The 24,711-nt window shown below is 69.9% G+C and carries 23 protein-coding genes and 1 riboswitch; of the genes, 7 read left to right on the forward strand and 16 right to left on the reverse strand.

The genetic code is table 11. From position 1 onward, the window contains the following. Window positions 1–8 precede the first annotated feature (8 nt). The 7 genes from ACX80K_RS02290 to ACX80K_RS02320 all read right to left on the reverse strand — a co-directional run bounded on the left by ACX80K_RS02290 (window position 9) and on the right by ACX80K_RS02320 (window position 7,732). Window positions 9–1,463: an LLM class flavin-dependent oxidoreductase gene (locus tag ACX80K_RS02290; RefSeq protein ID WP_459270248.1), complete on the reverse strand. Its 1,455-nt coding sequence runs from the start codon at window positions 1,461–1,463 to the stop codon at window positions 9–11. After that, window positions 1,460–3,175 carry a dipeptide ABC transporter ATP-binding protein gene (locus ACX80K_RS02295; protein ID WP_459270249.1) on the reverse strand — a complete coding sequence of 572 codons (1,716 nt, stop codon included), beginning with the start codon at window positions 3,173–3,175 and terminating at the stop codon, window positions 1,460–1,462. Before ACX80K_RS02295 ends, ACX80K_RS02290 begins: the two co-directional genes overlap by 4 nt. Beyond that, window positions 3,172–4,083, reverse strand: a complete 912-nt coding sequence (locus tag ACX80K_RS02300; RefSeq protein ID WP_459270250.1) for an ABC transporter permease — start codon at window positions 4,081–4,083, stop codon at window positions 3,172–3,174. The genes ACX80K_RS02295 and ACX80K_RS02300 overlap by 4 nt, the downstream gene beginning before the upstream one ends. Then, window positions 4,080–5,012, reverse strand: a complete 933-nt coding sequence (locus tag ACX80K_RS02305) for an ABC transporter permease (RefSeq protein WP_459270251.1) — start codon at window positions 5,010–5,012, stop codon at window positions 4,080–4,082. The genes ACX80K_RS02300 and ACX80K_RS02305 overlap by 4 nt, the downstream gene beginning before the upstream one ends. Further along, window positions 5,013–6,674 (reverse strand): ABC transporter substrate-binding protein, encoded by a 1,662-nt coding sequence (locus tag ACX80K_RS02310; RefSeq protein ID WP_459270252.1) that lies wholly within the window; start codon window positions 6,672–6,674, stop codon window positions 5,013–5,015. A 136-nt stretch (window positions 6,675–6,810) separates the two neighbouring features. Beyond that, window positions 6,811–6,938, reverse strand: a riboswitch (SAM riboswitch). 109 nt (window positions 6,939–7,047) lie between these two features. Then, complete coding sequence (locus tag ACX80K_RS02315) at window positions 7,048–7,476, reverse strand: VOC family protein (protein ID WP_459270253.1); 429 nt, start codon at window positions 7,474–7,476, stop codon at window positions 7,048–7,050. 43 nt (window positions 7,477–7,519) lie between these two features. Continuing rightward, on the reverse strand, window positions 7,520–7,732 hold the full coding sequence (locus ACX80K_RS02320) for a hypothetical protein (protein WP_459270254.1): 213 nt from the start codon (window positions 7,730–7,732) through the stop codon (window positions 7,520–7,522). Window positions 7,733–7,951: 219 nt separating this feature from the next. On the opposite strand from ACX80K_RS02320, the gene ACX80K_RS02325 reads away from it, so the two are divergent. After that, a complete protein-coding gene (locus tag ACX80K_RS02325; protein ID WP_459270255.1) occupies window positions 7,952–9,469 on the forward strand; it encodes a CYTH and CHAD domain-containing protein in 1,518 nt (505 codons plus the stop codon). A 14-nt stretch (window positions 9,470–9,483) separates the two neighbouring features. Here the strand turns inward: ACX80K_RS02325 and ACX80K_RS02330 are convergent, their stop codons facing one another. The 7 genes from ACX80K_RS02330 to ACX80K_RS02360 form a co-directional block, all read right to left on the reverse strand. After that, the gene (locus tag ACX80K_RS02330) at window positions 9,484–10,188 is read right to left on the reverse strand and encodes a FadR/GntR family transcriptional regulator (RefSeq protein WP_459270256.1); all 705 of its coding nucleotides are present in this window, start codon (window positions 10,186–10,188) and stop codon (window positions 9,484–9,486) included. After that, entirely contained in the window at window positions 10,185–11,315 is a 1,131-nt protein-coding gene (locus ACX80K_RS02335) for an L-talarate/galactarate dehydratase (protein ID WP_459270668.1), read from the reverse strand. Before ACX80K_RS02335 ends, ACX80K_RS02330 begins: the two co-directional genes overlap by 4 nt. A gap of 115 nt (window positions 11,316–11,430) precedes the next feature. Further along, entirely contained in the window at window positions 11,431–12,351 is a 921-nt protein-coding gene (locus ACX80K_RS02340) for an AEC family transporter (RefSeq protein WP_459270257.1), read from the reverse strand. 79 nt (window positions 12,352–12,430) lie between these two features. Then, on the reverse strand, window positions 12,431–13,699 hold the full coding sequence (locus tag ACX80K_RS02345; RefSeq protein ID WP_459270669.1) for an enolase C-terminal domain-like protein: 1,269 nt from the start codon (window positions 13,697–13,699) through the stop codon (window positions 12,431–12,433). A 59-nt stretch (window positions 13,700–13,758) separates the two neighbouring features. Beyond that, complete coding sequence (locus ACX80K_RS02350; RefSeq protein WP_459270258.1) at window positions 13,759–15,366, reverse strand: aldehyde dehydrogenase (NADP(+)); 1,608 nt, start codon at window positions 15,364–15,366, stop codon at window positions 13,759–13,761. Between the two features lie 10 nt (window positions 15,367–15,376). Next, on the reverse strand, window positions 15,377–16,291 hold the full coding sequence (gene kdgD / locus ACX80K_RS02355) for a 5-dehydro-4-deoxyglucarate dehydratase (RefSeq protein ID WP_459270259.1): 915 nt from the start codon (window positions 16,289–16,291) through the stop codon (window positions 15,377–15,379). 136 nt (window positions 16,292–16,427) lie between these two features. Continuing rightward, window positions 16,428–17,312, reverse strand: a complete 885-nt coding sequence (locus tag ACX80K_RS02360) for a LysR family transcriptional regulator (RefSeq protein ID WP_459270260.1) — start codon at window positions 17,310–17,312, stop codon at window positions 16,428–16,430. A 137-nt stretch (window positions 17,313–17,449) separates the two neighbouring features. Between ACX80K_RS02360 and ACX80K_RS02365 the strand changes: the two genes are divergently transcribed. The 5 genes from ACX80K_RS02365 to ACX80K_RS02385 all read left to right on the forward strand — a co-directional run bounded on the left by ACX80K_RS02365 (window position 17,450) and on the right by ACX80K_RS02385 (window position 21,670). Further along, entirely contained in the window at window positions 17,450–18,463 is a 1,014-nt protein-coding gene (locus ACX80K_RS02365) for a tripartite tricarboxylate transporter substrate binding protein (protein WP_459270261.1), read from the forward strand. A 2-nt stretch (window positions 18,464–18,465) separates the two neighbouring features. Next, window positions 18,466–19,050 (forward strand): tripartite tricarboxylate transporter TctB family protein, encoded by a 585-nt coding sequence (locus tag ACX80K_RS02370; RefSeq protein ID WP_459270262.1) that lies wholly within the window; start codon window positions 18,466–18,468, stop codon window positions 19,048–19,050. Between the two features lie 9 nt (window positions 19,051–19,059). Then, entirely contained in the window at window positions 19,060–20,586 is a 1,527-nt protein-coding gene (locus ACX80K_RS02375) for a tripartite tricarboxylate transporter permease (RefSeq protein ID WP_459270263.1), read from the forward strand. Continuing rightward, window positions 20,583–20,993 carry a universal stress protein gene (locus ACX80K_RS02380; protein WP_459270264.1) on the forward strand — a complete coding sequence of 137 codons (411 nt, stop codon included), beginning with the start codon at window positions 20,583–20,585 and terminating at the stop codon, window positions 20,991–20,993. The genes ACX80K_RS02375 and ACX80K_RS02380 overlap by 4 nt, the downstream gene beginning before the upstream one ends. Window positions 20,994–21,181: 188 nt before the next feature. Next, window positions 21,182–21,670: a DUF2231 domain-containing protein gene (locus ACX80K_RS02385; RefSeq protein ID WP_459270265.1), complete on the forward strand. Its 489-nt coding sequence runs from the start codon at window positions 21,182–21,184 to the stop codon at window positions 21,668–21,670. A gap of 103 nt (window positions 21,671–21,773) precedes the next feature. On the opposite strand, the gene ACX80K_RS02390 is transcribed toward ACX80K_RS02385, so the two are convergent. Next, entirely contained in the window at window positions 21,774–22,613 is an 840-nt protein-coding gene (locus ACX80K_RS02390; protein ID WP_459270266.1) for a polysaccharide deacetylase family protein, read from the reverse strand. Window positions 22,614–22,870: 257 nt separating this feature from the next. Between ACX80K_RS02390 and ACX80K_RS02395 the strand changes: the two genes are divergently transcribed. After that, window positions 22,871–23,587: a VIT1/CCC1 transporter family protein gene (locus ACX80K_RS02395; protein ID WP_459270267.1), complete on the forward strand. Its 717-nt coding sequence runs from the start codon at window positions 22,871–22,873 to the stop codon at window positions 23,585–23,587. A gap of 68 nt (window positions 23,588–23,655) precedes the next feature. Here ACX80K_RS02395 and ACX80K_RS02400 read toward each other — a convergent pair whose 3' ends face one another. Beyond that, window positions 23,656–24,558 (reverse strand): diacylglycerol/lipid kinase family protein, encoded by a 903-nt coding sequence (locus ACX80K_RS02400; RefSeq protein ID WP_459270268.1) that lies wholly within the window; start codon window positions 24,556–24,558, stop codon window positions 23,656–23,658. Between the last annotated feature and the right edge of the window lie 153 nt (window positions 24,559–24,711).

Genomic DNA, 24,711 nt, shown 5'->3' on the forward strand with positions numbered 1-24,711 from the left:
GTGGACTCCTAGGCGTAGGACGGGGCGGCGGGGGCGACGGGTCCGGCAGGGGAACCCGGGGCGTCGAGGGACGCTGCGTCGCTGCCGAGGTTGGCACCGCCCCGGTAGCGGGCGCCCGGGTGCTGGTCGGAGAGCCGGGTGGCACCCGGTCCGAAGAGGCGCTCGCGGAGGGTCGATTCCTCGTAGGACCTGCGGTACAGCCCGCGTTTCTGCAGTTCGGGGACGACGAGTTCGATGAAGTCCTCGGCTGTGCCCGGGCTGAGGAACTGGCGGAGGTTGAAGCCGTCGAGGTCCGTGCCCTCGACCCACCGCTCGATCTCGTCGGCCACCTCGGTGGGCGTGCCGATGGCCACGAAGGGACCGCGGTCGAAGCGCGTGATGCGTTCGAGCGCCTCCCCGACGGTGGTCCCGGCCGGGTGGCGACGGCTGCTGGGCTGCCGGTCCCGGCCGGGCCTGTCCTCGCGGGCGAGGATGTCGTCGATCACCTCGTCGGGCCGGTAGGCCGCGAGGTCGATCCCCCCGCCACCGGCATGGGCCAGGTATCCCTCGGCGCTGGACAGGCGTCGGTAGTCGTTCGCCTTCCGCTGGGCCTCCTTGTGCGTCCTGCCGACGATCACGACGGCGCTCGCGAAGGCCTTGATGTGGTCGGCGCCCCTGCCGTTGGCGACGGCGAGCCGGCGGAGGTCCTGCACGTTCTCCCGGTACGCCGCGGCGTCCCGGCCGCCGACGAACACGCCCTCGGCATGCCGTGCCGCGAAGGCCTTGCCCGCCGTCGAGCTGCCGGCCTGGAACAGCACCGGGGTGCGCTGGAGCGAGGGGGCGCTCAGGTGCGGTCCGGCCACGGAGAAGTGCGTGCCGCGGTGGTCGATGTAGCGGACCTTCGACGGATCGGTGTAGACGCGTCGTTCGCGGTCCTCGATCACGGCGTCGTCGTCCCAGGACCCCTCCCAGAGCTTGTACAGGACGTCGAGGTACTCGTCCGCGATGGCGTAGCGCTGGTCGTGCTCGACCTCGTCGGCCAGCCCGAAGTTCCGGGCGGCGTTGGGGAGGTAGGAGGTGACGATGTTCCAGCCGAACCGGCCCTTGGTCAGGTGGTCGAGCGTCGACGCGCGCCGGGCGAAGGCGAACGGCGGCTCGTACGTCGTGGAGAACGTGGCCGCGAAGCCCAGGTGCTTCGTCACGGCGGCCATCGCGGGGATGATCAGCAGGGGGTCGTTGCTCGGGATCTGCACGGCCTCGCGCAGGGCCGTGTCGGGGCCGCCCCGGTAGCCGTCGTACGTGCCGATCACGTCGGCGAGGAAGACGCTGTCGAAGAGCCCTGCCTCGAGCAGCTTCGCCGTCTCCACCCAGAAGTCGAGGTCGTTGAAGCGGTGGCGGTTGTTCTCGGGGTGGACCCACAGGCCGTGGGAGATGTGCCCCACGCAGTTCATCTCGAAGAGGTTGAAGGCGATCTGGCGTGTCATGGGCGGAGGTCCTTCCGGACGGCGGGGAGGTCGGGGATGGCGTTGATGAGCCGGCGCGTGTACTCGTGCCCGGGGTCGTCGAAGACCCTGGCGACGGGTCCGTGGTCGAGGACCACGCCGTCCTTCAGGACCAGCACCTCGCGGCTGATGTGCTGGATGACGCCGAGGTCGTGGGAGATGAAGAGGTAGCTGAGCGCGAAGCGCTCCTGCAGGTCCGCGAGGAGGTCGAGGATGCGGGCCTGGACGGTGATGTCGAGGGCGGAGACGGGTTCGTCGCAGATGATGACCTCCGGCTCGGCGGCCAGTGCCCGGGCGATGGCGACGCGCTGCCGCTGGCCGCCGGAGAGTTCCAGCGGGCGGCTGCGGGACCTGTCGGCGGGGAGGCCGACGAGGTCGAGCAGTTCGAGGATGCGGCCGGCCCGCGCGGTCCGGGGCGTCCCTGCCGCGGCGACGGCCTGTCCGATGACCTGCCGTACGGTCTTCCGCGGGTCGAACGACTGCAGCGGGTCCTGGTAGATCATCTGGACGGAGCGCCGGGCGGTGAGGTCCCGCGACGCCCGGTGCTCGGCCCAGGTGCGCCCGCGGACGCGGACGGTACCCGCATCCGGTGCCTCGACACCGAGGGCGATGCGCGCGACGGTGCTCTTGCCGCTGCCCGATTCGCCGACGATCCCCAGGGTGGTGCCCTTCCCGAGGGTGAAGGACACGCCGTCGACCGCCGTGCGTCGGCTCCCACCGGGACCGGCGAACGCCTTGGTGAGTCCCTCGAACGCCAGGGCGGGCGGGGTCGACGGGTCCGGTACCGCGTGGGAGGGTGCCGGCGTCACGGCGCCGGGTTCCTCGGGGCCCCGGATCGTCAGGCGCCGACCGCGTGACGAACGCGAGGGGATGGCCGCCAGCAGTCCCTGGGTGTAGGGATGCCGCGGGTCCTGCAGGACGGCCTGGACGGAGCCCTCCTCCACGATGACGCCGTCACGCATCACCGCGACGCGGTCGGCGAGGTCGGCGACGACGGCCAGGTCGTGGCTGACCAGGAGCATCGCCGTGCTGCCTCCCTTGAGGCCGCCGAGCAGGCGGAGGACCTGCGCCGCGATCGTGGCGTCCAGCGCCGTCGTCGGCTCGTCCGCGATGAGGAAGCCCGGGTCCGCGGCGATGGCCGAGGCGATCAGGGCGCGTTGACGGAGCCCGCCGGACAGCTGGTGCGGGTACTGGCCGGCCCGGATCTCCGGGTCGGGGACGCCGACGGAGGTGAGGAGCTCCACGACGCGCTCCCGGCGGGCGCTGCGGTCGAGGTCCCCGTGCAGGCGGAGGACCTCGCCCACCTCGTCGCCGACCGTGCGGAGGGAGTCGAGGGAGGACAGGGCGTCCTGGAGGATGAAGCCTGCCTCCCTGCCGCGGACCCGCGTCCACTGGCGTTCGCCCCAGCCGGAGCTGTCCTGGCCGTTGAAGCGCTGGGCGCGCGACCGGACGTGCGAGCCAGGGCCGGTGAGGCCCACGAGGGTGCGGGCGGTGACGGATTTGCCGGAGCCTGACTCGCCGACGAGCGCGAGGCACTCGCCCGGGCGGATGGACAGGCTCAGGTCGTGGACGACCTCCCGGCGGTGGCTGCCGTGGCCGAACCCGACGGAGAGCCCCTCGAGTTCGACGACGGGGGTGCCGGCGGTGGCGGAGCGGGTTGCGGTGGCGGAGCCGGCCAGGACGGAGGAGCTCACGCGAGCCTCCCTTCGGTACGGCGTCGGAGCTCGCGCCCGATCCCGGTGATGGACAGCACGGTGGCGACGAGGAACGCGGCGGGGAAGGTGATCATCCAGGGCGCGTTCGAGATGAAGTTGCGGCCCGCCGAGAGCATCGCACCCCACTCCGGGGCGGGGGGAGGGGTGCCCAGCCCGAGGAAGCTCAGCGACGCGCCTGCACCGATCGCCGAGCCGACGCCGATCGTCGCGAGGACGAGGACCGGTTTGATGACGTTCGGGACGGTGTGCGTGACGAGGATCCGCCAGGCCGGCAGGCCGAGCGTACGGGCGGCCTCGACGTAGCCCGACCGCCGGACGAGGTGCGTCTGCGCCCTCGTGATCCGGGCGTAGTAGGCGATGCTGCCGGCGCCGATCGCGAGGATCGCGTTCTCCGTGCCGCCGCCGATGATGCCGATGACCACGAGCGCGAGCAGGATCTCGGGGATGGCGAGGGTGACGTCGAGGAAGCGCATCACCGAGGCTTCGACCAGTCGCCCGTTGAGCCCGGCGAGGAGGCCGATGGCGGTCCCGCCGACCACGCCGATCGCCGTCGCGCCGACGCCGACGTACAGGGAGGTGGCGGCGCCGTGGGCGATCCGTGTGTAGTTGTCGGCGCCGGAGTCGTCGGTCCCGAACCACGCGGAGGCGCCGGGCGCCTCGAAGCTGCGGGCCGGGTTCACCGCGTACGGGTCGGCGGGGGCGAGGAGGCCCGGGGCGAGGACCGCCGTCGCGAGCCAGAGGAGGAACGCGGAGGCCAGCAGGATGCCGGGGCGGACCCTTCGGCGGCGACGCCGCACCCGGTCGGTGCCGGCCGGGGCCGTCCGCCGGGGCGGGAGCGCCGCGGGAGGGGCGACGGCGGGCGGGATGGTGCGTGGGGCGATGCTCATGCCGTCACCACTTTCGGGTCGATGAAGGTGTACAGGAGGTCGATCACGAGGTTCACGACGACGTAGACCGCGGCCGAGAGGAGCACGATCCCGATGATGACCGGCAGGTCCTTGTTGTAGACGGAGGCCAGGGCGAGGGAGCCGATGCCCTGCCGGCTGAAGAGGGTCTCGACGACGACCGACCCGCCGAGCAGTGCGGCGACGACGAACCCCGACATGGTCAGGACCGGGATGGCCGCGTGCCGGAGGGCGTGCCGGATCCGGACCGGGAGGTCGCGCATGCCGCGGGAGCGGGCCGTCAGGATGAATGGCTGCTCCAGGACGTCCTCGAGTTCGTTCCGCAGGACCTGCGAGAGCGTCCCGAAGATCGCCAGGGCGAGGGTGAGTGCCGGGAGGACCAGGGCGGCGGGCCCCTGGTTGCCCCCGATGGGGAACCAGCGCAGGGTGAACGAGAAGACGATGAGCAGCGCGAAGCCGATGATGAACGTCGGCGTGGCGGCGAAGACCACCTCGATGCCCGAGACGATCGACCGGATCCAGGTGGCGCGCTGCGCGGACAGGATCGCGACCGCGAAGGTCAGGGGCAGGGCGACGACGGCGGCGGCCGCCGCGAGTGCCGCCGTCGCGCCGATCTGCTGCCCGATGGCCTCGGTGACGGGCAGGCGCAGCCTGTAGGACTGCCCGAGGTCGCCCTGCAGGAGGTTACCGACATAGCTGCCGTACTGGACGACGAACGGCTGGTCGAGGAGGTAGTCGCTGCGGACCTGCGCCAGTGTCTCGGCGGTGGGCCGCGCGTCCGGTCCGCCCAGGATCAGCAGCGCGGTGTCGCCCGGGATGAGGTGGACCGCGAGGAACGTCAGCGTCGCCGCGCCCCAGAGGACGCCGATGCCGACCGCGAGCCGTGTGAGGATGCGGCGGAGGACGGTCACCTACTCGGCCTTCCAGGCGTACGTCAGGACGGGCACCGGGTGCGAGGTGTCCACGGTGACGTCCTGCACGGTGTTCGCGTAGGCGAACTGGCTCGGGTTCTCGTAGAGCGGCACACCGGGCACGAGCTCGAGCAGCCGGTGCTGGGCCTTCGCGTAGGCTTCCTCGGCCTCGGGTCCGTCGTCGGCCTCGCGCGCCGCGGAGAGCAGTCCGTCGAGTTCGGGGTCGTTCACGTAGGACGAGTTCTGGCCGATCCGTTCGCCGGTGATCTCGGAGGAGTGGTAGCGGATGAACAGGACGTCGGTGGTGTTGGTGTGCCATACCCCGGCGAGGGCGTCGTAGTCGCCGGCGTAGCGCAGTTCCGTGAGCTGGGCCTGGGGGAGCTGGATGATCCGGAGGTCGAAGCCGACCTTCCTGGCCTCGCCCTGCAGCTGGACCAGCAAGGGGCTCGGCGTCGAACTCTCGACCGTGGGCACCTCGACCGTGAGCCGCTTCCCGTCCTTCGTGCGGAAGCCCTCGTCGTCGCGGCCGGTCCAGCCGGCATCGTCGAGGAGCTGGTTCGCGCGTTCCGGGTCGTGGGTCAGGACGCCCTCGACCGACGGGTCGTAGTACTTGCTCTGCTTCGACAGGAAGCCGTCGATCGGGGTGTAGGTGCCGAAGCCGAGGCTCTCCGTGACGGCGTCCGTGTCCACGGCGGCGGCGAACGCCTGGCGGACCGCGAGGTCGTCGAACGGCGCGCGGCTCAGGTTGAAACTGAGGACGTAGGGGCTGCCGGTGCGGGGCAGGTTCTCGTACGTGAAGCCGGGGTCCTCCTGCACCGCGGCGGCGTTCTGCGGTGCGAGGTTCTCCGTCAGGTCGTACTGGCCGGAGACGAGGGACTGGTGGCGGATGACGGGTTCGCTGACGAGCGTGACCTCGACGCCGTCGAGGTACGCCTCGCCGTCGCCCTCGAGCCACGCCGGCGCCCAGTCGTAGCCCTCCCGCTTGGCGTAGCTGATGCTCTGGCCCGGCTGGTAGTCGGCGACGGTGAAGGGTCCGGTGCCGATCGGTTCCTGGCACAGCGTCTCCGGGGACTCGGCGATGGCCTTGCCCGAGTTCATGCCGAGCCAGGACTGCGCGAGCGTGTAGAGGAAGGGGGTGTAGGGGTAGGCGAGGTGCGCTTCGAAGGTGTACTCGTCGATCACCGTGCCGTCCACGTACGGGGCGATGTACGCAGCGGCGAGGGGCGACTTCGTGGCCGGGTCCCTCATGTGCTCGAAGTTCTGCCCGAGGACCTCGGCGTTCCAGGGCGAGCCGTCGCTGAAGGTCACGCCCTGCCGGAGGTGGAACGTGTAGGTCCTGCCGTCCGCCGAGACGTCCCAGGACTCGGCGAGGTAGGGGGCGATGTCCCCGTCCTCGTCGAGGGTCACCACGTTGTCGTAGATCAGGCGGCCCAGGAACTGCTGCTGGGTCGCCGAGATGCCGTGGCCGTCGAGGCAGCCGGGCTCGGCCGAGATCGACACGTCCAGGATGCCGCCGGGCACCGGGTCGCCGTCCGGAGCGGAGGCCGGACCGGCCGGACCGGCGCACCCGGTCAGGACGGCGAGGAGGCCGACGGCGGAGAGGGCCGTCAGCCGCCGGAATGCGAGGCGATTCCGGGCAGGGGGTAGTGCGGATGCATTCATGGTGAATTCCTCGGAAATGTTCCGGCACAGCGCACAGCGCGAATTGCCGGGGGTCGGGAAGAAAGGAGGAGACGCGGACGGGACGCGCCGGAGTTGTGCTAGGGGAGGGCCGTACAGCTCACGATGAGTGCCTTTCGGAGTGCTCTTGCCTGCACCGGACCAGCACCAGGTGCCGAGGAGGAGGCCGCTTCGTCATCCGAACCACCCAGGAACATGGGGTTGGCGCGCGGTCCAGTCGGAGCTTGGCGACCGCGTCTCTTGAAGCTGGGACAACCATAGGCAGATGTCCGGGGAATTCGACGAATAAAAAGAAATGTGACACCCCGGCCATTGCGTCCTGAAGCGTCGGAGAGCGGGAATTCCGCCAGTCAATTCAGCCCAGGCTGACGGTGCCGTCGTCGAGGATGCGCCAGCGGGGATTGTGGGCGATCTCCCACGTCACTCCGATCGGATCGCTCACGAGGGAGTGGAGGATGCCGCCGAAGGCGCTCTCCTGCGGCTCCTTGAGGACCGTGGCGCCGGCGCGCGCCATCGCGGTGACGACGGCGCGGACGTCGTCGGGGGACCCCACGTTGTGGGACAGGGTGACGCCGGCCGGTGCGGGCGCGACGTCGAGTCCGAGGTCCCGGGCGAACTTGTCCGCGAGGAAGAACCCGAGCAGCATCCCGGGAGCCACCTGGTAGAAGATGACCTCGTCCGGGACGTCGAGGACCGGCGTCCAGCCCAGTCCGCCGTCGTAGAACGACCGTGCGGCGTCGAGGTCCGGTGTCGCGACAGTGAGGAAGTGCAGCTGCTGATCCATGGCGCGGGCCGGACGGCGGCGTGCGCGGACGGTCGGGGCGGCTTCAGTGGGCCCGGCGGAGCGGGTGGGTCTCCCGGTACCTCTGGATATGGAGGGCGAGCTTGCGCTCGGCTTCGCGACGCCGCTCGCCCTGACGCTTGAGCTCGGATTCCGAGAGCGGATGTGCGACGCGGTATACGTGGTCTCCCGTTGCGGCGGGCACGGGCGAGGGGGTACGGAGGCGCATGGGTCGGGCCTCGGACTGCTCAGTGGTCATGGCTGTGTCCTTCGTCGTCAGGGGGTGCGGAACCGATCGCGCGGCGGCCGACGCGCACCTTCGTCATCCCAGGGACTCCTGCCAGTCCTTGAGTGCAGCCAGTATGCGCCACGATCGGGAATCCCTCTAGGGTCTTTCGGCCGGATTTCCCGGCGGCAGCATCCTGGGTGGGGAGATGGGGCTGCTGACGCGTGGGCGGGCGAGGATATACAGTGCCGTATGCGCCCTGAGCCTGCTGTGGAGATCGAGCGGAAGTTCGACATCGATGACGACGTGCCCCTTCCCGCTCTGGAGGACGTCCCCGGGATCGAGGCGGTGGACCAGCCGGTGGAGTACCACCTGGAGGCCGAGTACTTCGATACCGAGGACCTGCGGCTGGCTTCCCGCCGCATCACCCTGCGACGGCGGACCGGCGGCGAGGACGCCGGGTGGCATCTCAAGCTGCCGGCCGGGCCCGACGAGCGCCACGAGTACCATGAACCGCTGCGCAAGGGCTCGGCGGTGCCCAAGTCGCTCCTGAAACTGATCCGGGTGCACGTCAGGGACAGCGCCCTCGTTCCTGTCGCCCGGCTGGACACCCGGCGCGTCGTCCACCACCTGCGCGGTGCCGAGGGCCGGATCCTCGCCGATGTCATGGACGACCACGTGCACGCCGAGGTGCCCGGGTCCGCGCCGTCCACCCTGCGCTGGCGTGAGTGGGAGATCGAACTGGTCGAGGGCTCGAGGGATCTGCTGGGCGCCGCGGAGGCCGTCGTCACGGCGGCGGGTGCACGTGCCGCCGCTCACCGGTCGAAGCTGGCACGGATCCTGGGCGACCGTGTCCCGGACGAGCCCGCGGCGCCCCCGGTCCCGACCCCGGGTGGTCCGGCCGGCGACATCCTGCTCGCCTACCTGCGGGAGCAGGTGACCGTGCTCCAGCAGCAGGACCCCCGGGTGCGGGTCGACGGGCAGGACGCGATCCACCGGATGAGGGTGTCCATCCGGAGGGCACGGTCCGTCCTGGCGACGTACCGGACCCTCCTCGACGACACCGAGGCCGTCCGGCTGCTGCGCGAGGAACTCAAGTGGCTGGCCGGGGTCCTCGGGAAGGCGCGGGACGCGCAGGTGATGCACGAGCGGCTCCAGCGGATGCTCGCCGACGAACCCGCGGAACTCCTGCTGGGCCCGGTCGGGCGCAGGGTCGACGTCGAGCTCGGAGGGGACTACAAGAAGTTCCGCGCCCAGGTGCTGAAGGCGCTGGACGGAGGACGCTACTTCCGCCTCCTGGACACCCTCGATGCCTTCGTGGCCGATCCGGTGACGACCCCCCGTGCGGCCGAGCCCGCCTCCCGCGTGATCCCGGCGCTCATCAACCGGGACATGGAACGCCTGCGCAGGGTGGTCCACGATGCGATGAGCCACCCCGCCGGTCTCGGCGACCACCCCGCCCTGCACGAGGCCCGCAAGGACGGAAAGCGGTTGCGCTACGCCGCCGAGGCGGCCGCGCCGATCGGACGGAAGAAGGTCGCCCGGATCGCCGACGCGGCGCAGGTCATGCAGAAGACGCTCGGCGAGCACCAGGACAGCATCGTCACCCGGGAGCTGCTGCGGCGGCTCGGCGCCAAGGCCTTCCAGGAGGGGGAGAACGGGTTCAGTTACGGGCGGCTGCACGCCCTCGAGCAGGCGGCCGCCCTCGACGCCGAGGCCCGTTTCCGCCGGGAATGGGAGTACTTCCCCACGCCGCTCCGGAAGAAGTAGCGCGCCTCGGGTGCTCAGCCGGGCGCCCGTCGCTCCCGCGGGACAGCCAGGCGTGCCCGCGTATTGGACAGGTGGGCGCGCATCGCGGCCGCGCTGCCCTGGACGTCCTGGCGCCCGATCGCGTCCCGGATCGCCTGGTGTTCATGGAGTACGCGGTCGAAGGAGGCGTCCTGCTCATCGTGATCCTCCTCGACCAGTCGCGGATGCGGCATCGGGATCATCGTCGTCCCGAGGGATTCGAGCAGGTCGAGGTAGAAGCGGTTGTTCGCGGCGATGGCGATGGAGCGATGGAACGCGAAGTCGGCCGCGACGGCCGCCGAGGGCCGGGAAGCCGCCTGCCTGAAGGCGTCGAGCGCCGCAGCGACGGCGGCCAGCTGACCGGCGGTCCGACGGTGCGCAGCCAGCGCGGCGGCCTCGACCTCCATGCCGATGCGGAAGTCGAGGAGGTCCAGCCGGTCCTGGTGACTGTGCGCCTCCTGCAGTGGCGCAGTGAAGGCGTGACCGCTGGGGCGGGTGAGCACGTACGTGCCCTTGCCCCGGTACTTCTCGACCAGGCCGGCGGCCTGCAGGCGGGACAGGGCTTCCCTGATGACGGTGCGGCTGACCCCGAAGTCCCGCTCGAGCGCGCTCTCGGCCGGCAGTTTGTCGCCGGGGTGCAGGTGCCCCTCGACGATCTGCCGACGGATCTCGTCGACGACACCGGTGCTGAGGTTGCTCACCTCCGTCCGAACTCCACGGTGTCGGTGACCCAGGCGTGCGCCTGGTCGCTGAGGGTGAAGCCGAGGCCCGGGCGATCGGGGACGATCATGCGTCCGTGCTGCGTCTCGAGGCGTTCGTTGAACAGCGGGTTCAGCCATTCGAAGTGCTCGACCCATGGCTCCCGCGGGTACGCCGCCGCCAGGTGCAGGTGGATCTCCATGGCGAAGTGGGGGGCGAGCTGCAGCCCCGCCTGGTCCGCCAGGGCCGCCAGGCGGAGGAAGGGCGTGATCCCTCCGATCCGTGGGGCGTCGGGCTGGATGATGTCGACGGACCCCTTCTCGATGAGGTCGATGTGCTCGCTGACGCTGGAGAGCATCTCGCCGGTCGCGATCGACGTGTCGAGGGCCTGTGCCAGGTGGGCGTGCCCTTCCGCGTCGTAGGCATCGAGGGGCTCCTCGATCCAGACGAGGTCGAACTGCTCGAGGGTCCGTCCCATGCGCATGGCCGTCGGCCGGTCCCACTGCTGGTTCGCGTCCACCATCAGGGGGACACCGGGTCCGAGGTGCTCGCGGATCGCCGTGACACGCGCCAGGTCGACGCGGGAGTCCGGGTGTCCGACCTTGATCTTGATGCCGCCGATCCCGTCCTGGAGGGACCGGGTCGCCCTCTCCTTGACCTCGTCGATCGGGGCCTGGAGGAAGCCCCCCGAGGTGTTGTAGGTCCGGACGGAGTCACGGTACGCGCCCAGCAGTTTCGCCAGGGGGAGGGCGGCCCGCTTGGCCTTCAGGTCGTAGAGGGCGATGTCGAGGGCGGCGATGGCCTGCGTCGCGACCCCGCTGCGCCCCACCGAGGCTCCTGCCCACAGGAGCTTCTGGTACAGCCGGCCGATGTCGCTGGGGTCCTCGCCCAGCAGGTTGTCGGCGATCTCCCGGGCATGGGCGTACTGCGCCGGTCCGCCGGCCCGCTTCGAGTAGCTGAAACCGATGCCGTGGTGGTCCGCGTCGGTGGTGATCTCGGCGAAGAGGAACACGATCTCCGTCATCGGCTTCTGCCGACCCGTCAGGACCTTCGCGTCGCTGATCGGGGTGGCCAGCGGCAGGGTCAGGGTGGAGAGACGGACGTGCCGGATGCGGTCCGTCGTGGCCACCCCGCCGGACAGGACGGACAGGGGGTCGTGGGATGCGGTCGCGGTCATGGCTCGTTTTTCGTCGGCGGATGTCGTCCACCTATAGTACAGGACATAAACTCGTCATACAGGTGGGTCAGGAGAGGAACGCTGCCGCCACGAGCAGGACCGGGACGGCGGCGGCCGAGGAGAAGAGCACGACATCCCGGGCCGTGGCCACGCCCCTGTTGTACCGGGCGGCGAACATGAACACGTTCTGCGCCGTCGGCAGGGCGGCCATGAGGACGGCGCCGAAGACGAGGTGGTCGTCGAGCCGGAGGACGTGGGCCGACACCCCGTAGGCGATGGCGGGCATGGCGAAGGACTTGAGGGCGGTGGCCGTGATGATGTCCGTCCGGCTGCGCCGTTCCACCATCGGCGAGTTCCCGCGGAGGGACATGCCGAAGGCCAGGAGGACCAGGGGCACGGCGGCCCCGCCGAGGAGCACCAGCGGCTCCCACAGGACGTCGGGCGGCTCGAGACCGGTCCAGGACAGGGCGACGCCGATGAAGGACGCGATGATCATGGGGTTCCGGAAGGGCTGGCTGAGGATCCGCCGCACGGACGGAGGGGAGCCCGAGGTGAGGTCGAGGATCGCCAGATAGGCCGGCGCGAGGACCAGCAGCTGGAGGAGCAGCACGGGCACGACCGGGGTGGCGTCGCCCAGTGCGTACACCGCGATGGGCAGACCGATGTTGTTCGCGTTGACGTAGGAGCTCGACATCGCACCGATGGCGGTCTCAGCCGCCGGTCGGCGGAACCAGATCCTGCTCGCGACGACGTACAGCCCCGCGGTACCGACCGACGAGATGGCGGCGACGGGGACGGAGGCGGACAGGATCTCCGTCGTGTCCGCCTGGGCGAGGACGGTCAGCAGCAGGGCGGGGTTCGTGATGAAGAACGCGGTCTGGGTGAGGGCCCGCGGTGCTGTCGGGCCGCCGATCCGCAGTCGGCCTGCGATGTAGCCGACCAGGATGACGATCCCGACGATGGTGAACCCCGTGAGTACCCCCGTCACCGCTGCACCCTGGGGGGACCGGCGGCCGCCCCCCGGGAGGGGAGGGGCGGCGCGTCCGGCCGGGCACTGGGGTCGGCCGTCAACGGACGAGGCAGGGTTTCTTCGGGTCGAAGTGCCAGTCCTGCACCAGGTACTGCATGGCGGCGGCGTCGTCGCGGGACCCGAGACCGTGCTCGAGGTAGAGCTCGTGCGCCGACTGCAGGGCGTCCCGATCGAGCTCTATGCCGAGTCCCGGACGCTCCGGGACGGTGATGAAGCCGTCCCGGATGGCGAGGGGCTCCGTCGTGAGCGGTTGACCGTCCTGCCAGATCCAGTGGGTGTCGAGGGCTGTGATCCTGCCCGGTGCTGCCGCTCCCACGTGGGTGAACATGGCCAGGGAGATGTCGAAGTGGTTGTTGGAGTGGGATCCCCAGGTCAGGCCGAAGTCGTTGCACAGCTGCGCGACGCGGACCGAGCCCTGCATGGTCCAGAAGTGGGGATCGGCGAGGGGGATGTCGACGGCGTCGGACCGGATGGCGTGAGCCATCTGGCGCCAGTCCGTGGCGATCATGTTGGTCGCCGTCTGCAGTCCGGTCGCCCGCTTGAACTCGGCCATCGTCTCGCGGCCGGAGAAGCCTCCTTCCGCCCCCACGGGGTCCTCGGCATAGGCGAGGACGGAGTGCAGGTCCGAGCACAGCTCGATCGCGTCCTCGAGGAGCCAGCCCCCGTTGGGGTCCAGGGTGATCCGGGCATCGGGGAAGCGCGCGGCGAGGGCCTTGACCGCCTCCACCTCCTCGGCGCCGGAGAGGACGCCGCCCTTGAGCTTGAAGTCCTGGAACCCGTACCGGGCCTGGGCCGCCTCGGCGAGGGCCACGATGGCCCCGGGCGTCATCGCCTCCTCGCGCCGCAGCCGACCCCAGTCGTCGGAGGTGTCGTCGCCACTGATGTAGGGCAGGTCCGTGCGGGTGCGGTCCCCGATGTAGAAGAGGTAGCCGAGCATCTGGACGCGGTCGCGCTGCTGGCCCTCGCCCAGCAGTTCCGCGACCGGTACCCCGAGGTGCTGGCCCAGGAGGTCCAGCAGCGCCGACTCGACGGCGGTGACCGCGTGGATGGTGGTGCGCAGGTCGAAGGTCTGCGCGCCACGGCCACCGGCGTCGCGGTCCGCGAACCTCTCGGACATCTGGCGCAGCAGTTGGCGGTAGCGGGCGATCGACTGCCCGACCAGCAACCCGCCGGCTTCCTCGATCGTCGAGCGGATCGATTCCCCGCCAGGCACCTCGCCGAGGCCCGTGCGGCCGGCCGAGTCCGTGATGATGGCGATGTTGCGTGTGAAGTACGGTCCGTGTGCGCCGCTGAGGTTGAGCAGCATGCTGTCGTACCCGGCGACGGGGACGACCTCCACCGAGGCGATGGTTGGCGTGGACGAGGTCACTGGCCGGTCCCCCCGCTGATGACGGTGCCGTCGACGCGCCGGTTCAGGCCCCACGGGTTGGCTTCCTGCAGGGGTGCGGGCAGCAGGTCGTCGGGAATGTTCTGGTAGCTGACGGGCCGCTGGAAGCGCAGGATCGCTAGCGACCCGACGGAGGTGGAGCGGGAGTCGGAGGTCGCGGGGTACGGGCCGCCGTGCACCATGGCGTGCCCGACCTCGACGCCGGTCGGCCAGCTGTTGAAGAGGATGCGGCCGACCCTGCGCTCGAGGACGGGCAGCAGGGGCGCGACGGCCGCGTAGTCGGACGACGTCGCGTGGATCGTCGCCGTCAGCTGCCCTTCGAGGGCCTCGGCCGCGGTGAGCAGTTCCTCCTCGCCGCTGTAGCGGACGAAGATCCCGGCGGCGCCGAAGACCTCCTCCTGGAGTCTCAGGTTGTCCTTGAAGACCTCCGTCGTGGTGCTGAACAGGACGGCGCCGGGCGCGTTCTCGGTGATGCCGGGCCGACCCTCCGCGACGACGTCAACGGCGGACTCGTTGCGGAGCCTCGCTACCCCTGCCGCGCAGGCCTCGGCGATGCCGCGGGTGAGCATGGTGGAACCCTGGGTCGCCTGCAGCGCTGCGGAGGCGGCCGCGACGAACCGATCGCCCTCGGGTCCGGCCGGGACGAAGACCAGCCCGGGGTTGGTGCAGAACTGACCTGCGCCCATCGTGAGGGACCCGACGAGCCCGGACGCGAGGGCGTCCGCGTCGTCCCCGATGGCTCCCGGGAAGACGAAGACGGGGTTGATCGAGGACATCTCCGCGTACACCGGGATGGGTTCGGGCCGTGCGGCGGCGGTCGCCATGATGGCGGTCCCTCCGGCGCGGGATCCGGTGAAGCCGACGGCCTTGATCCGGGGATCGGCCACGAGTGCCTGTCCGACGGAGGTACCGGCACCGAAGATCAGGGAGAAGACCCCGGCAGGCAGCCCGGAATCCCCGACGGCCCGGGTGATGGCCCGGCCCACGAGTTCCGCCGTGCCGGGGTGGGCGTTGTGCGCCTTGACGACGACGGGGCAGCCGGCTGCGAGGGCCGATGCCGTGTCCCCTCCACCGGTCGAGAAGGCGAGGGGGAAGTTGCTCGCTCCGAAGACGGCGACCGGGCCGAGCCCGATATGGCGCTGGCGGATGTCGAGGCGCGGCAGGGGCGCCCGGTCCGGCACGGCCGGATCGATGCGGGCCTGGACGTGGTCGCCCTGCCGGACGACGGCGGCGAACAGCCGCATCTGGCCCACCGTGCGGGCACGCTCGCCCTCGATGCGGGCAGCGGGGAGGCCGGTCTCGAGGACGGCCCGGTCGGTCAGCTCGGATCCGAGGGCGTCGATGTTGTCCGCGATGCGCTCGAGGAACGCGGCACGCTCGGTGGGGGTGGTGGCACGGTAGGCGTCGAAGGCGGCCGCCGCGGCCGCGGTGGCCTCGGCGAGCTGCTTCCCGTCGATGAGGGTGATGATCGGCTCGAGGTCCTCGTTGGTGGCCGGGTTGATCGCCCGCGCGGTTCCTGCGGATCCCTCGACGGGCGCGCCCGCGATGAGTGACCGGCCTGCGACGGGGCTGGAGGTGGTGGTCATGGCGGAGCTCCTAGCTGATCTTCTTGATCAGGGTCGACAGTTCGAACTGGTCGGCTTCGGTGAGGTTCTGCAGGGGTGGGCGCACGAAACCGCCGTTGCGGCCGACGGCGTCGAGCCCTCCCTTGATGATGCTCACCCCGTAGCCCTTCACCCGGTCCCGGATGTCCAGGTAGGGGATCACGAAGTCGTTGAGCTTCTCGTACACCGCCGGCCGGTCCTGGGCGATGACGTCACGGTAGAACGCGAGCGCGAAGTCCGGGACGAAGTTGAACATCGCGGACGAGTAGGTGCTGACGCCGAGCTGCAGGAGGGGCAACGCGAAGGTCTCCGCCGTGGGGAGGCCGCCGATGTAGGTGAGGCGCTCGCCGACGCGGGCGTAGATGCGGGTCATCTGCTCAATGTTCCCGATACCGTCCTTGAACCCGATCAGGTTCGGATTGCGGTCGGCGAGGATCGCGACGGAGCGGTCGTTGAGGACAGCATTCGCGCGGCTGTAGACGATGACGCCCAGCGAGGTGGCCGCGCAGACCGCGCTGACGTGCTCGATGAGCCCCTCCTGGTCGGCTTCGGTCAGGTAGGGCGGCATGAGCAGGATGCCGTCGGCTCCGGCGTCCTCGGCGGCGCGGACGTGCTCGATGGCCGAGAACGTTCCCCCGGTGGCCGGCGCGATGACGGGCACCTTGCCGCCGATCTCGTCGACGGCGACCCTGACGACCCGGTCCATCTCGGCGGTCGTGAGGGAGAATCCCTCACCCGTGCCGCCGGCGGCGAAGAGACCCGCCACGTCGAAGCCGGACTGCCATGCCAGGTGCTCGCGGTACCGGCCCTCGTCGAACTGCAGCTGCTCGTCGAAGTGCGTGACGGGGAAGGAGAGGAGGCCCGACTTGATGCGTTGTGCCAGCTCGGCGGGATTCAGGTGAGCCACGGGGAGATCCTTCGGTAGAGGTGGCGCGGCCGTCGGGGGCGCCGGGGAGGTTCGGTGAATCCCAGCCTATGAAGGAGTCTGATACGTGTCTAAGACTGTTTTAGAATGACTCGATACCTTCCAGGTATCGGTCCGCTCAGTCGTGCCGTTCGGCGACGGCCTCGAGCACGCGGTGCAGTGCCGGATTCTTGGATTCCTTGAGCCAGATCGCGAAGAGCTCGACGGGGTCCGAGCCGAACCCTTCGATCTCGCAGTACTTCACGCCCTCGATGCCGAGGACCGTCGTCGAGTGGGGCACCAGTGCGATGCCGCGGTCGGCCGCGACGAGGGAGACCATCGTGAGGATCTGGGCCACCGTGTGGACGTATCGGAGCTGGCCGGCCGGCGCGAGTCGGACGATGAGGTCGTAGAAGTACTTCGCCTGGGTGGGGGAGTGCATGATCAGCGCCTCGGTCCTGAGGTCGTCGATCCTCAGGGGACGGCCGACGGCGGCGAGCCGATGCGCCTCCGGGACGGCTGCCACGAGCGGCTCGCGATAGAGCAGCCTGGATCCGAAGAGCTCCCCGTCGAACGGAGGGCGGGCCAACCCGAGGTCGATGTCTCCGTCCCGGAGGGCCTCGATCTGCTCGCGCGTGACCATCTCGCGCAGTTCGACGTCGACCTCGGGCAGTTCGGTCGAGATCTCGTTGAGCAGGGCCCCCAGGATGCCGAAGGTTGAGGCCGCCGTGAAACCGATGCGGATCGATCCGGCCGACCCCTTGGAGATCCGCCGCGCGAGGTCCGGGGCGCTCTCCGCGAGCGCCAGCAGTCGTTGCGCCTCGCCGAGGAAGGCGCTGCCCGCAGCCGTGAGGGTCACGCCGCGGCTGTCCCGCTCGAAGAGTTGGACGGCGATGGCCTTCTCGAGCTTCTGGATCTGCCGACTCAGGGGAGGCTGCGTCATCCGGAGGCGCTCGGCGGCTCGGCCGAAGTGCAGTTCTTCGGCGACGGCGACGAATCCACGCAACTGGTCGAGTGAGTACATGATGCACAGAGGGTATCAGCTCATACTTTATTGGGCTTAGACATGCATGATCCAGATTTCTAAGCTTTCTGTATCAGGCACAGAGTGACTGCCATCACAGGCCGGTCGATCCTGGGCCTCCATCAAAGGAGATCTCCATGTTCCATTCGAAGTTCGCCCGTCGCTCTGCGTCGACCCTGGGCGTAGCGGCGGCCCTGGCACTGACTCTCTCCGCCTGCGGTGGCAATGTGGCCAACTCCGGCGGAAGCGACGAGGGCAGCGAGTTCCCGTCCGGTCCGGTCACGCTGACCATCGGCCAGGACCCGGGCGGCAGTACCGACCTCATCGGCCGCGCCATCGCCGAGAACGCCTCGGACTCCCTGGGAGCCCCGATCCCCGTCGTGAACAAGCCCGGCGCCAATGGCGCCCTGGCGACCCAGGAGGTCGCGAATGCGACGCCGGACGGCCAGACCCTCATCCTCCTCAATGCCTCACTGATCGCGATCACGCCGCTGGCGGTCAGCGAGGACGAGGCCGTGACCCTCGACGACCTCGAGGTCATCTCCGGCATCTCGCAGGACGACTACGTCCTCGTCGCCAACGCCGAATCCGAGTACAAGACCGTCGAGGACATCGTCGCCGCGGGCAAGGCCTTCAACTTCGCGACGACCGGCGTCGGCACGGGAAGCCAGCTCGCCCAGGCCCTGCTCTTCAAGCAGGCCGGCGTCGAGGGCACCGACGTCCCGTTCGACGGAGGTTCCCCGGCCATGACGGCGATCCTCGGCAACCAGGTCGACTTCGCCACCATCCAGCTGGGCGAGGCGATGCCGCAGATCGAAGCGGGCACGCTGACGCCGATCGTCACGTTCTCCGAGGAGCGCAACCAGTATCTCCCCGACGTCCCCACGGCCCTCGAGGCCGGATACGACGTCCCCGTGTCCCAGTACCGGGCGATCGCAGCACCCAAGGGCACACCCGAGCCCGCGCTGGAGAAGCTCCGCGAAGCGGTCTCGGCCGCCTTCGAGAGCGAGGAGTACAAGACCTTCAACGAGGAGAACCTCTTCACCCCCCACGAGATCGACGGTGAGCAGGTCACCGAGGAGTGGACGGCCAACGCCGCGAAGTACAAGGAACTGGTGGAGAAGTACGACATCGACCTCGGCGGCGAGTGACCATGTCGCCGTCCGACGCGGACCGCCGGGCAACCGGCGGTTCGCACCCCGTCCACCCCGAGCACCTGGACACCGTCCACCGCTCCGAGCTCGTCGACGACCTCACACCCGAGGACCTCGCCGCGCAGTGGGCGGAGGAGAAACCACCTGCCGCGGGCCCGGGCGCGAACATCGCCTCCGCCGTCGTCGTCACCGCTCTCGGGATCGTCGGCACCGTCGGCTCCCTGCGGCTCGGTCTGGGTTCCCCCGCGGATCCCGAGCCCGGTCTGTGGCCGTTCCTGATCAGCGTCCTGCTCGTCGTCCTGGGCCTGGCCCTGGCGCTGTTCGGCCGGAACCTCCTCGATGCCGAGAAGTTCTCCCGCTCGAGCCTGCAGGTCGCTGCGGGGCTGGCCAGCCTCGTCGTGTTCACCCTCCTCATCGGCCGGATCGGGTTCGAGATCCCCGCGCTGCTCCTGAACGTGGTCTGGCTCCGTTTCCTGGGCCGTGAGACCTGGCGCATGACCATCGTGCTGAGCGTGGCGATCACCGTCGCGTTCTACCTGCTCTTCGTCCTGGCCCTCAACGTGCCCATCCCGCATCTGTTCTAGGGAAACCCCATGGAATTTTTCGAACCGGTACTGAACGGTTTCGGCGTCGTCCTCGAGCCGACCAACCTGCTGTACTGCCTGCTCGGCGTCGTCATCGGCATGCTGATCGGTGTGCTGCCGGGCCTCGGCCCCGCAGCGACCATCGCCATCCTGCTGCCCCTGACCTACGGCATCGAACCCGTCACGGCCATCATCATGCTCTCGGGCATCTTCTACGGGGCGCAGTACGGGGGCACCATCACCTCCGTGCTGCTCCGGCTGCCGGGGGAGGCGTCCTCGGTCGTCACGGTCTTCGACGGGTACGCCCTCACGAAGCAGGGTCGGGCCGGCACGGCCCTCGGTATCGCGGCCATCGGTTCCTTCATCGGCGGCACGGTCGCGATCATCGGCCTCACCTTCCTGGCGCCGCTCGTCGCCGGCTTCGCCCTCGACTTCGGCCCGCCCGAGTACACCGCCCTCGCCCTGCTCGGCATCCTGCTCGTCGCGACCGTCAGTAATGGAGGACGCCTCAAGTCCCTGATCGCGGCGGCCGTCGGTCTCCTGCTGGCGACGGTCGGACGGGACGGCTTCACGGGGGAGTCCCGCTTCACGCTCGGGAGCCTGTCCCTTGCCGACGGCCTCGACTTCGTGCCCATCGCCATGGGCATCTTCGGCCTCGGCGAGATCCTGTACAACCTCGAGGAACGCCACAATAAGGTGCAGGCACCGGCCAAGGTCGCGAACGTCTGGCCGTCGCGGAAGGACCTGAGGCAGGCCTCCGGTGCCATCGGCCGCGGGTCCGTCCTCGGCTTCTTCCTCGGTATCCTCCCCGGGGGCGGCGCAACCCTCTCCTCCCTGGCTGCGTACGCCATGGAGAAGAAGCGTGCGAAGGACCCGTCCCGGTTCGGTCGGGGAGCCATCGAAGGTGTCGCCGGTCCCGAGACGGCGAACAATGCGGCCGCGACCTCCTCCTTCATCCCCCTGCTGACGCTCGGCATCCCCGCGAACGCGACCATGGCCATCATCTTCGGCGCCCTCCTCATCCAGGGGGTCACACCCGGGCCGCAGCTCGTGCAGAACGATCCCGAGCTGTTCTGGGGCGTCGTCAACTCGATGTACATCGGCAACATCCTGCTGCTGATCATGAGCATCCCGCTGGTGGGCATCTTCGTGCGGATCCTCCGCGTACGGCCCGCGATCCTCGCCCCCGTCACGGTGCTCATCACGCTCATCGGCGTCTACACCATCAACAACAGCGTCTTCGACATCTGGCTGGTGATCTTCTTCGGCATCGTCGGCTACCTGATGAAGAAATTCGGCTTCGAACCCGGCCCCCTCGTGCTCGCCTTCGTCCTCGGGGCGCTGCTCGAGGAGAGCCTGCGCCGATCGCTGCTGCTCTTCGGCGGGGACGCCACCCAGTTCGCGGCCCGTCCGATCACCGCGGTCCTCCTCGTCGTCTTCGTCGCCGTCATCCTCCTCCCGTTCATCCAGAAGGCGCTGAAGGCCCGGACGACCAGGAACAAGGCCTCCACCCACGAGCACAAGGAATCGGTATGAGCATCCTCATCGGTTATGTCCCGACCCCCGAAGGCGAAGCAGCCCTCGACGCCGGCCTCAAGGAGGCGCAACTGCGCAACACGAACGCCGTCATCCTCAACTCGCCCCGCAAGGGCGCCCCGGTCGATGCCTCCCTCATCCCCGAGGAGCAGGTGGCGGAGCTCATCCGGCGGGCGCGGGCCCTCGGCGTCGACGCCGTCGTACGGCAGCCGGGGCACGCCGACGATCTGACCGAGGAGTTCATCGAGCTCGCCGAGGAGATGGACGCGTCCCTGATCGTCATCGGCCTGCGCAAGCGGAGCCAGGTCGGGAAGTTCATCCTGGGCAGTCACGCCCAGCGCATCCTGCTGCAGGTCGACCGCCCCGTGCTCGCCGTGAAGGCGACGGACGAGTTCACCGCACGCTGACCCGTCCCGGCTCGCGGGCCGTCCTCCCGACGTCGGGAGGACGGCCCGTACCCGCCGACGGTCCCGCCGAAGGGCCGGGAGCCGGCGGGGCCGGGGAGTACCCCCCGACGTCTATGCACCGGGGCGTTCTCGGCGTACCTTAACTGATCGTGGGCGAACTTCCACTACCGCTACGTGTGGCCCGATCCGTGGGGCAGCACCCCCTCTCGGAGAAGATCGCCCACGCCCAGGAGGTCCTGTACGGGCCATTGATCGGCTGGGCGCAGCGCAGCCCGTTCCGTACCGGCGTCCTCGGCCACTCGATCCATCCGCTCCTCACCGACGTGACGCTCGGGTCCTGGCTGAGCGCATCCGTCCTCGACCTGGGCGGCGGGCCCCAGGCCCGCCGGAGCGCCACGATCCTCGTCGGTGCAGGGCTCGCAGCCGCGGTCCCGACCGCACTCGCGGGCGCAGCGGACTGGGCGGGTATGACAGGCCCCGAACGTCGGATCGGCGCCGTGCACGCGCTCGGCACCGACATCGCCGTGTTCCTCTTCGCCGGATCCCTGGCTGCGCGGGTGCGCAACCGCCCGACCCTGGGCGTCGCCCTCGGGCTCGCCGGGAACGCGATCGTCTCGGGATCGGGATTCCTCGGCGGGCATCTGGCACTCAACCGCGGGACCGCGCGCCGGACCTAGCCGGCAGGACTATCGGCGACGGGCCCGGCAGCACCCGCCCGGGAGTGCCTTCCCCGATCCGGCCGCGTCGCCCGGCGGGCGGGGGACCCTGTCCCGCGGCGCGTCAGCGCTGGAAGACGTCGTCGAGGGTGACCGTCGTCAGGCCGCGGTCGGTGATGAGCTGCTGGAGCTGCGGGAAGACCCGTGTGACCGGCGGGAAGTTCAGGTGTCCGATCACGATGTGGGCGGGCAGGAACCACTGGTCGGCGAGGCCGAGGATCTCCTGCTCGGTCCGCAGGCCGGAGTCCGCCAACGACCCGTACCACATGACGGGCGAGGTGTACCCGATCGATGCAGCTGCGGCGTCCGTCCGCGCGTCGCGGTACCCGTACGGGGGGCGGTAGTAGGGCCGGGGGTCGACGCCGAAGGTGGACACGATGAAGTCGTGGTTCCGCTGCAGCTCCGCGACGATGCCGGCGTCGCTGAGGGCGGTGAGGTCCGCGTGGGACCAGGTGTGGTTGCCGAGCTGGACCTGACCGGAGGCGACCAGCGGTCTCAGCAGCCGGGCGTGGTCGGACCACCCCGGGTAGGAGCCGTTGAGGAAGAAGGTCAGACGGGTCCCGCTCGAGCGGGCGAACTCGACGTAGAGCCGGACGACCTCGCTGTCGGATCCGTCGTCGACCGTCCAGGCGAGGACCTGGTCGGAGGTGGGAAGGCCGGTGAGCACGCCGGCCGGCAGCGGCACCTTCGTCACGGGCGGCACGGGCGGCACGGGCGGCACCGGCGCCGGGGGAGGCGGTGTCACGGCCGTCGGTGGGGGGCTGTGAGGGGTGGACGTCGGCCCCGGCGGTCGTGTGGGTGCACCCGATGCCTTCGCCGCACCGGCGGGCGGGGGAGCGCAGGCGGCCAGACCGAGGCCCGTACCAGCCGCGACGATGGCAGCGATGAATGTTCGGCGTTCCAAACGACGATCCTTCCCCCGAGGAGACCTGCAGAGACCCTTCGTCGACCCTCGGTGCAGACGCCACCCAGCGGCGCCGGGCCGCCCTGCCTTCTCGGGCGGGGGCCACCGACGAGGCCGACCTCCGGAGCCTACAGCGACTCCCCGATGACACCGTCCCCGGCTCGCCACTCCTCGGCCTGCTTGTGCGGGGGCAGTGCCCGGAGCGGGTGAGCCGGTCCTGCGTGGAAGGGGCAGGCCGGGGGTGCTTTACTGCTTCCATGACTGGACATTCGGAGACCGTCGAGCCTCATGACAGCGGCCTGGCCGCCCGCCTGAATCGGTTGCGTGCAGCGGTGCTGGGGGCGAACGACGGCATCGTGTCGACAGCGGCGACGGTCATCGGGGTCGCGGGTGTGACGAACACGTTCGCTCCCATCCTGATCGCCGGCACGGCCGCTGTCGTCGGTGGGTCGGTGTCGATGGCGCTGGGGGAGTACGTGTCGGTGAGCACCCAGAGGGACAGCCAGGAGGCACTGATCGAGAAGGAACGCCAGGAGCTGCTGGACGACCCGGCGGGAGAGCTCGAGGAGCTTGCCGGGCTGTTCATGGTCAAGGGCGTCAGCCCTGCGACGGCCCGTCGGGTCGCCCTCGAGTTGACCGAGCATGATGCCCTGGCTGCACACCTGTCGGCGGAGCTGAACATCGACGAGGTGGAGGTCGCGAATCCGTGGCATGCGGCCCTTGCTTCCGCTGCTGCGTTCGCGGCCGGGGCGGTCCTGCCCTTGCTCGCGATCCTCCTGCTGCCGGCAGGGGTCCGTATCCCCCTGACGTTCGTCGCGGTCCTGGTGGCCCTGACGATCACCGGGGCGGTCAGCGCCCAGGCCGGCGGCAGCTCGAGGCGGCGTGCGATGCTGCGCCTGATCGTCGGGGGCGCCCTGGCCATGGCGTTCACGTACCTCGTGGGCGCCCTCCTCGGGACGGCCGGTATCGCCTGACCGTCCCGTGCACCGTCCCGCACGCCTGCCCGTGCGGTGCCGCGCGTGGACCCCGTCCGCGCGGAGGATCAGCCGAGGATGGCCAGCGCCCTGGGGACGCTGTCGATCGTGATGTTCGTTCCGACCTCGACATCCTTCACTTCGCCGTCGATCTGATAGGGGAGGGGCTTGAGCGTCGAGAAGCGGTAGGAGGAGTAGCTGGGCTGGTCGCCGAGGCCCTTCGTGGAGGCACGTAGTGCCGTGAGGAGGATCTTCCACTTGGCCATGTGGGGGAAGGTGATGACCTCGAACTTCCCGTCGGCGGGGTGGTCGTCGGCCTCGCTGAGGGTCGCGTACTTCGCCATCTGGGAGATGTTCGCGAACACGAGGCTGTCGAACTTCCTCCGCTTGCCGTCGCTCTGCCGGATCTCGAAGGGCTTGAACTTCCTGAAGGTCCGCGCCACGGAGAACATCTCCTTCATCGCGCCCTTGCTGCCCTTCTCCAGATCGATCGCCATGATCGGCGTCAGGCCGAATCCGATGTAGGAATGTGCATGCACCGGAGCCGTGGCAGGCCTCGCGTCCGTTCCCTCGATGCTGATGCGCAGCAGGTCGATCCTGCGCACCTCGCCCTCGATGATGGCTTCGTGCAGGGGCTTGCGTGACGTGACGCGGCTGTGGTCGTTCGCGTTGCCGGCCGCCAGGACCGCGCACACGGCGTCGTCGCTGCCGCTGGCCATGACGCCGTTGACGACTTCGTTGTACCCGCCGTCACCACTGACCGAGACGACGAGTGCGTTCCCGGCGGACGCGGCCTCCCGGGCGAGGTCGATGGCGTGGCCGGCGTGCTCGGTGGGCGTCAGCCGCACGTCGGTGTCCGGCAATGCGGGCGCCAGTTCGTCGCGGAGCTCGGCGGCGAGCTTCGGGGCGTCACCCGTGCTGTTGGGATTGAAGATGATCGTGATCGCGGTGAACCGGCGGGGTGATTCCATGGGATGGGCCTTTGCTGATTGCTGACTCGAGGATGAAGCTCCTGGTCCCAGCATAGATAAGCCTACTTACAATAAGTAGTCCTGCGTCGCGGCGCATCCCTGTCCACGGGCCCAGCGCGTGAGGGGTCCGGGACCGGCGGTCGATGCTGTCCC

This window comes from Arthrobacter sorbitolis, from assembly GCF_054510995.1.

Excerpts from the sequence above, each read along its gene's own strand:
- ACX80K_RS02380 (WP_459270264.1), top strand. The coding sequence starts at position 20,583 with ATGAGCATCCTCATCGGTTATGTCCCGACCCCCGAAGGCGAAGCAGCC.
- ACX80K_RS02370 (WP_459270262.1), top strand. The coding sequence starts at position 18,466 with ATGTCGCCGTCCGACGCGGACCGCCGGGCAACCGGCGGTTCGCACCCC.
- ACX80K_RS02360 (WP_459270260.1), bottom strand. The coding sequence starts at position 17,312 with ATGTACTCACTCGACCAGTTGCGTGGATTCGTCGCCGTCGCCGAAGAA.
- ACX80K_RS02375 (WP_459270263.1), top strand. The coding sequence starts at position 19,060 with ATGGAATTTTTCGAACCGGTACTGAACGGTTTCGGCGTCGTCCTCGAG.
- ACX80K_RS02365 (WP_459270261.1), top strand. The coding sequence starts at position 17,450 with ATGTTCCATTCGAAGTTCGCCCGTCGCTCTGCGTCGACCCTGGGCGTA.
- ACX80K_RS02345 (WP_459270669.1), bottom strand. The coding sequence starts at position 13,699 with ATGCTGCTCAACCTCAGCGGCGCACACGGACCGTACTTCACACGCAAC.
- ACX80K_RS02325 (WP_459270255.1), top strand. The coding sequence starts at position 7,952 with ATGCGCCCTGAGCCTGCTGTGGAGATCGAGCGGAAGTTCGACATCGAT.
- ACX80K_RS02400 (WP_459270268.1), bottom strand. The coding sequence starts at position 24,558 with ATGGAATCACCCCGCCGGTTCACCGCGATCACGATCATCTTCAATCCC.
- ACX80K_RS02320 (WP_459270254.1), bottom strand. The coding sequence starts at position 7,732 with ATGACCACTGAGCAGTCCGAGGCCCGACCCATGCGCCTCCGTACCCCC.
- ACX80K_RS02310 (WP_459270252.1), bottom strand. The coding sequence starts at position 6,674 with ATGAATGCATCCGCACTACCCCCTGCCCGGAATCGCCTCGCATTCCGG.
- ACX80K_RS02395 (WP_459270267.1), top strand. The coding sequence starts at position 22,871 with ATGACTGGACATTCGGAGACCGTCGAGCCTCATGACAGCGGCCTGGCC.
- ACX80K_RS02315 (WP_459270253.1), bottom strand. The coding sequence starts at position 7,476 with ATGGATCAGCAGCTGCACTTCCTCACTGTCGCGACACCGGACCTCGAC.
- ACX80K_RS02290 (WP_459270248.1), bottom strand. The coding sequence starts at position 1,463 with ATGACACGCCAGATCGCCTTCAACCTCTTCGAGATGAACTGCGTGGGG.
- ACX80K_RS02350 (WP_459270258.1), bottom strand. The coding sequence starts at position 15,366 with ATGACCACCACCTCCAGCCCCGTCGCAGGCCGGTCACTCATCGCGGGC.
- ACX80K_RS02300 (WP_459270250.1), bottom strand. The coding sequence starts at position 4,083 with ATGAGCATCGCCCCACGCACCATCCCGCCCGCCGTCGCCCCTCCCGCG.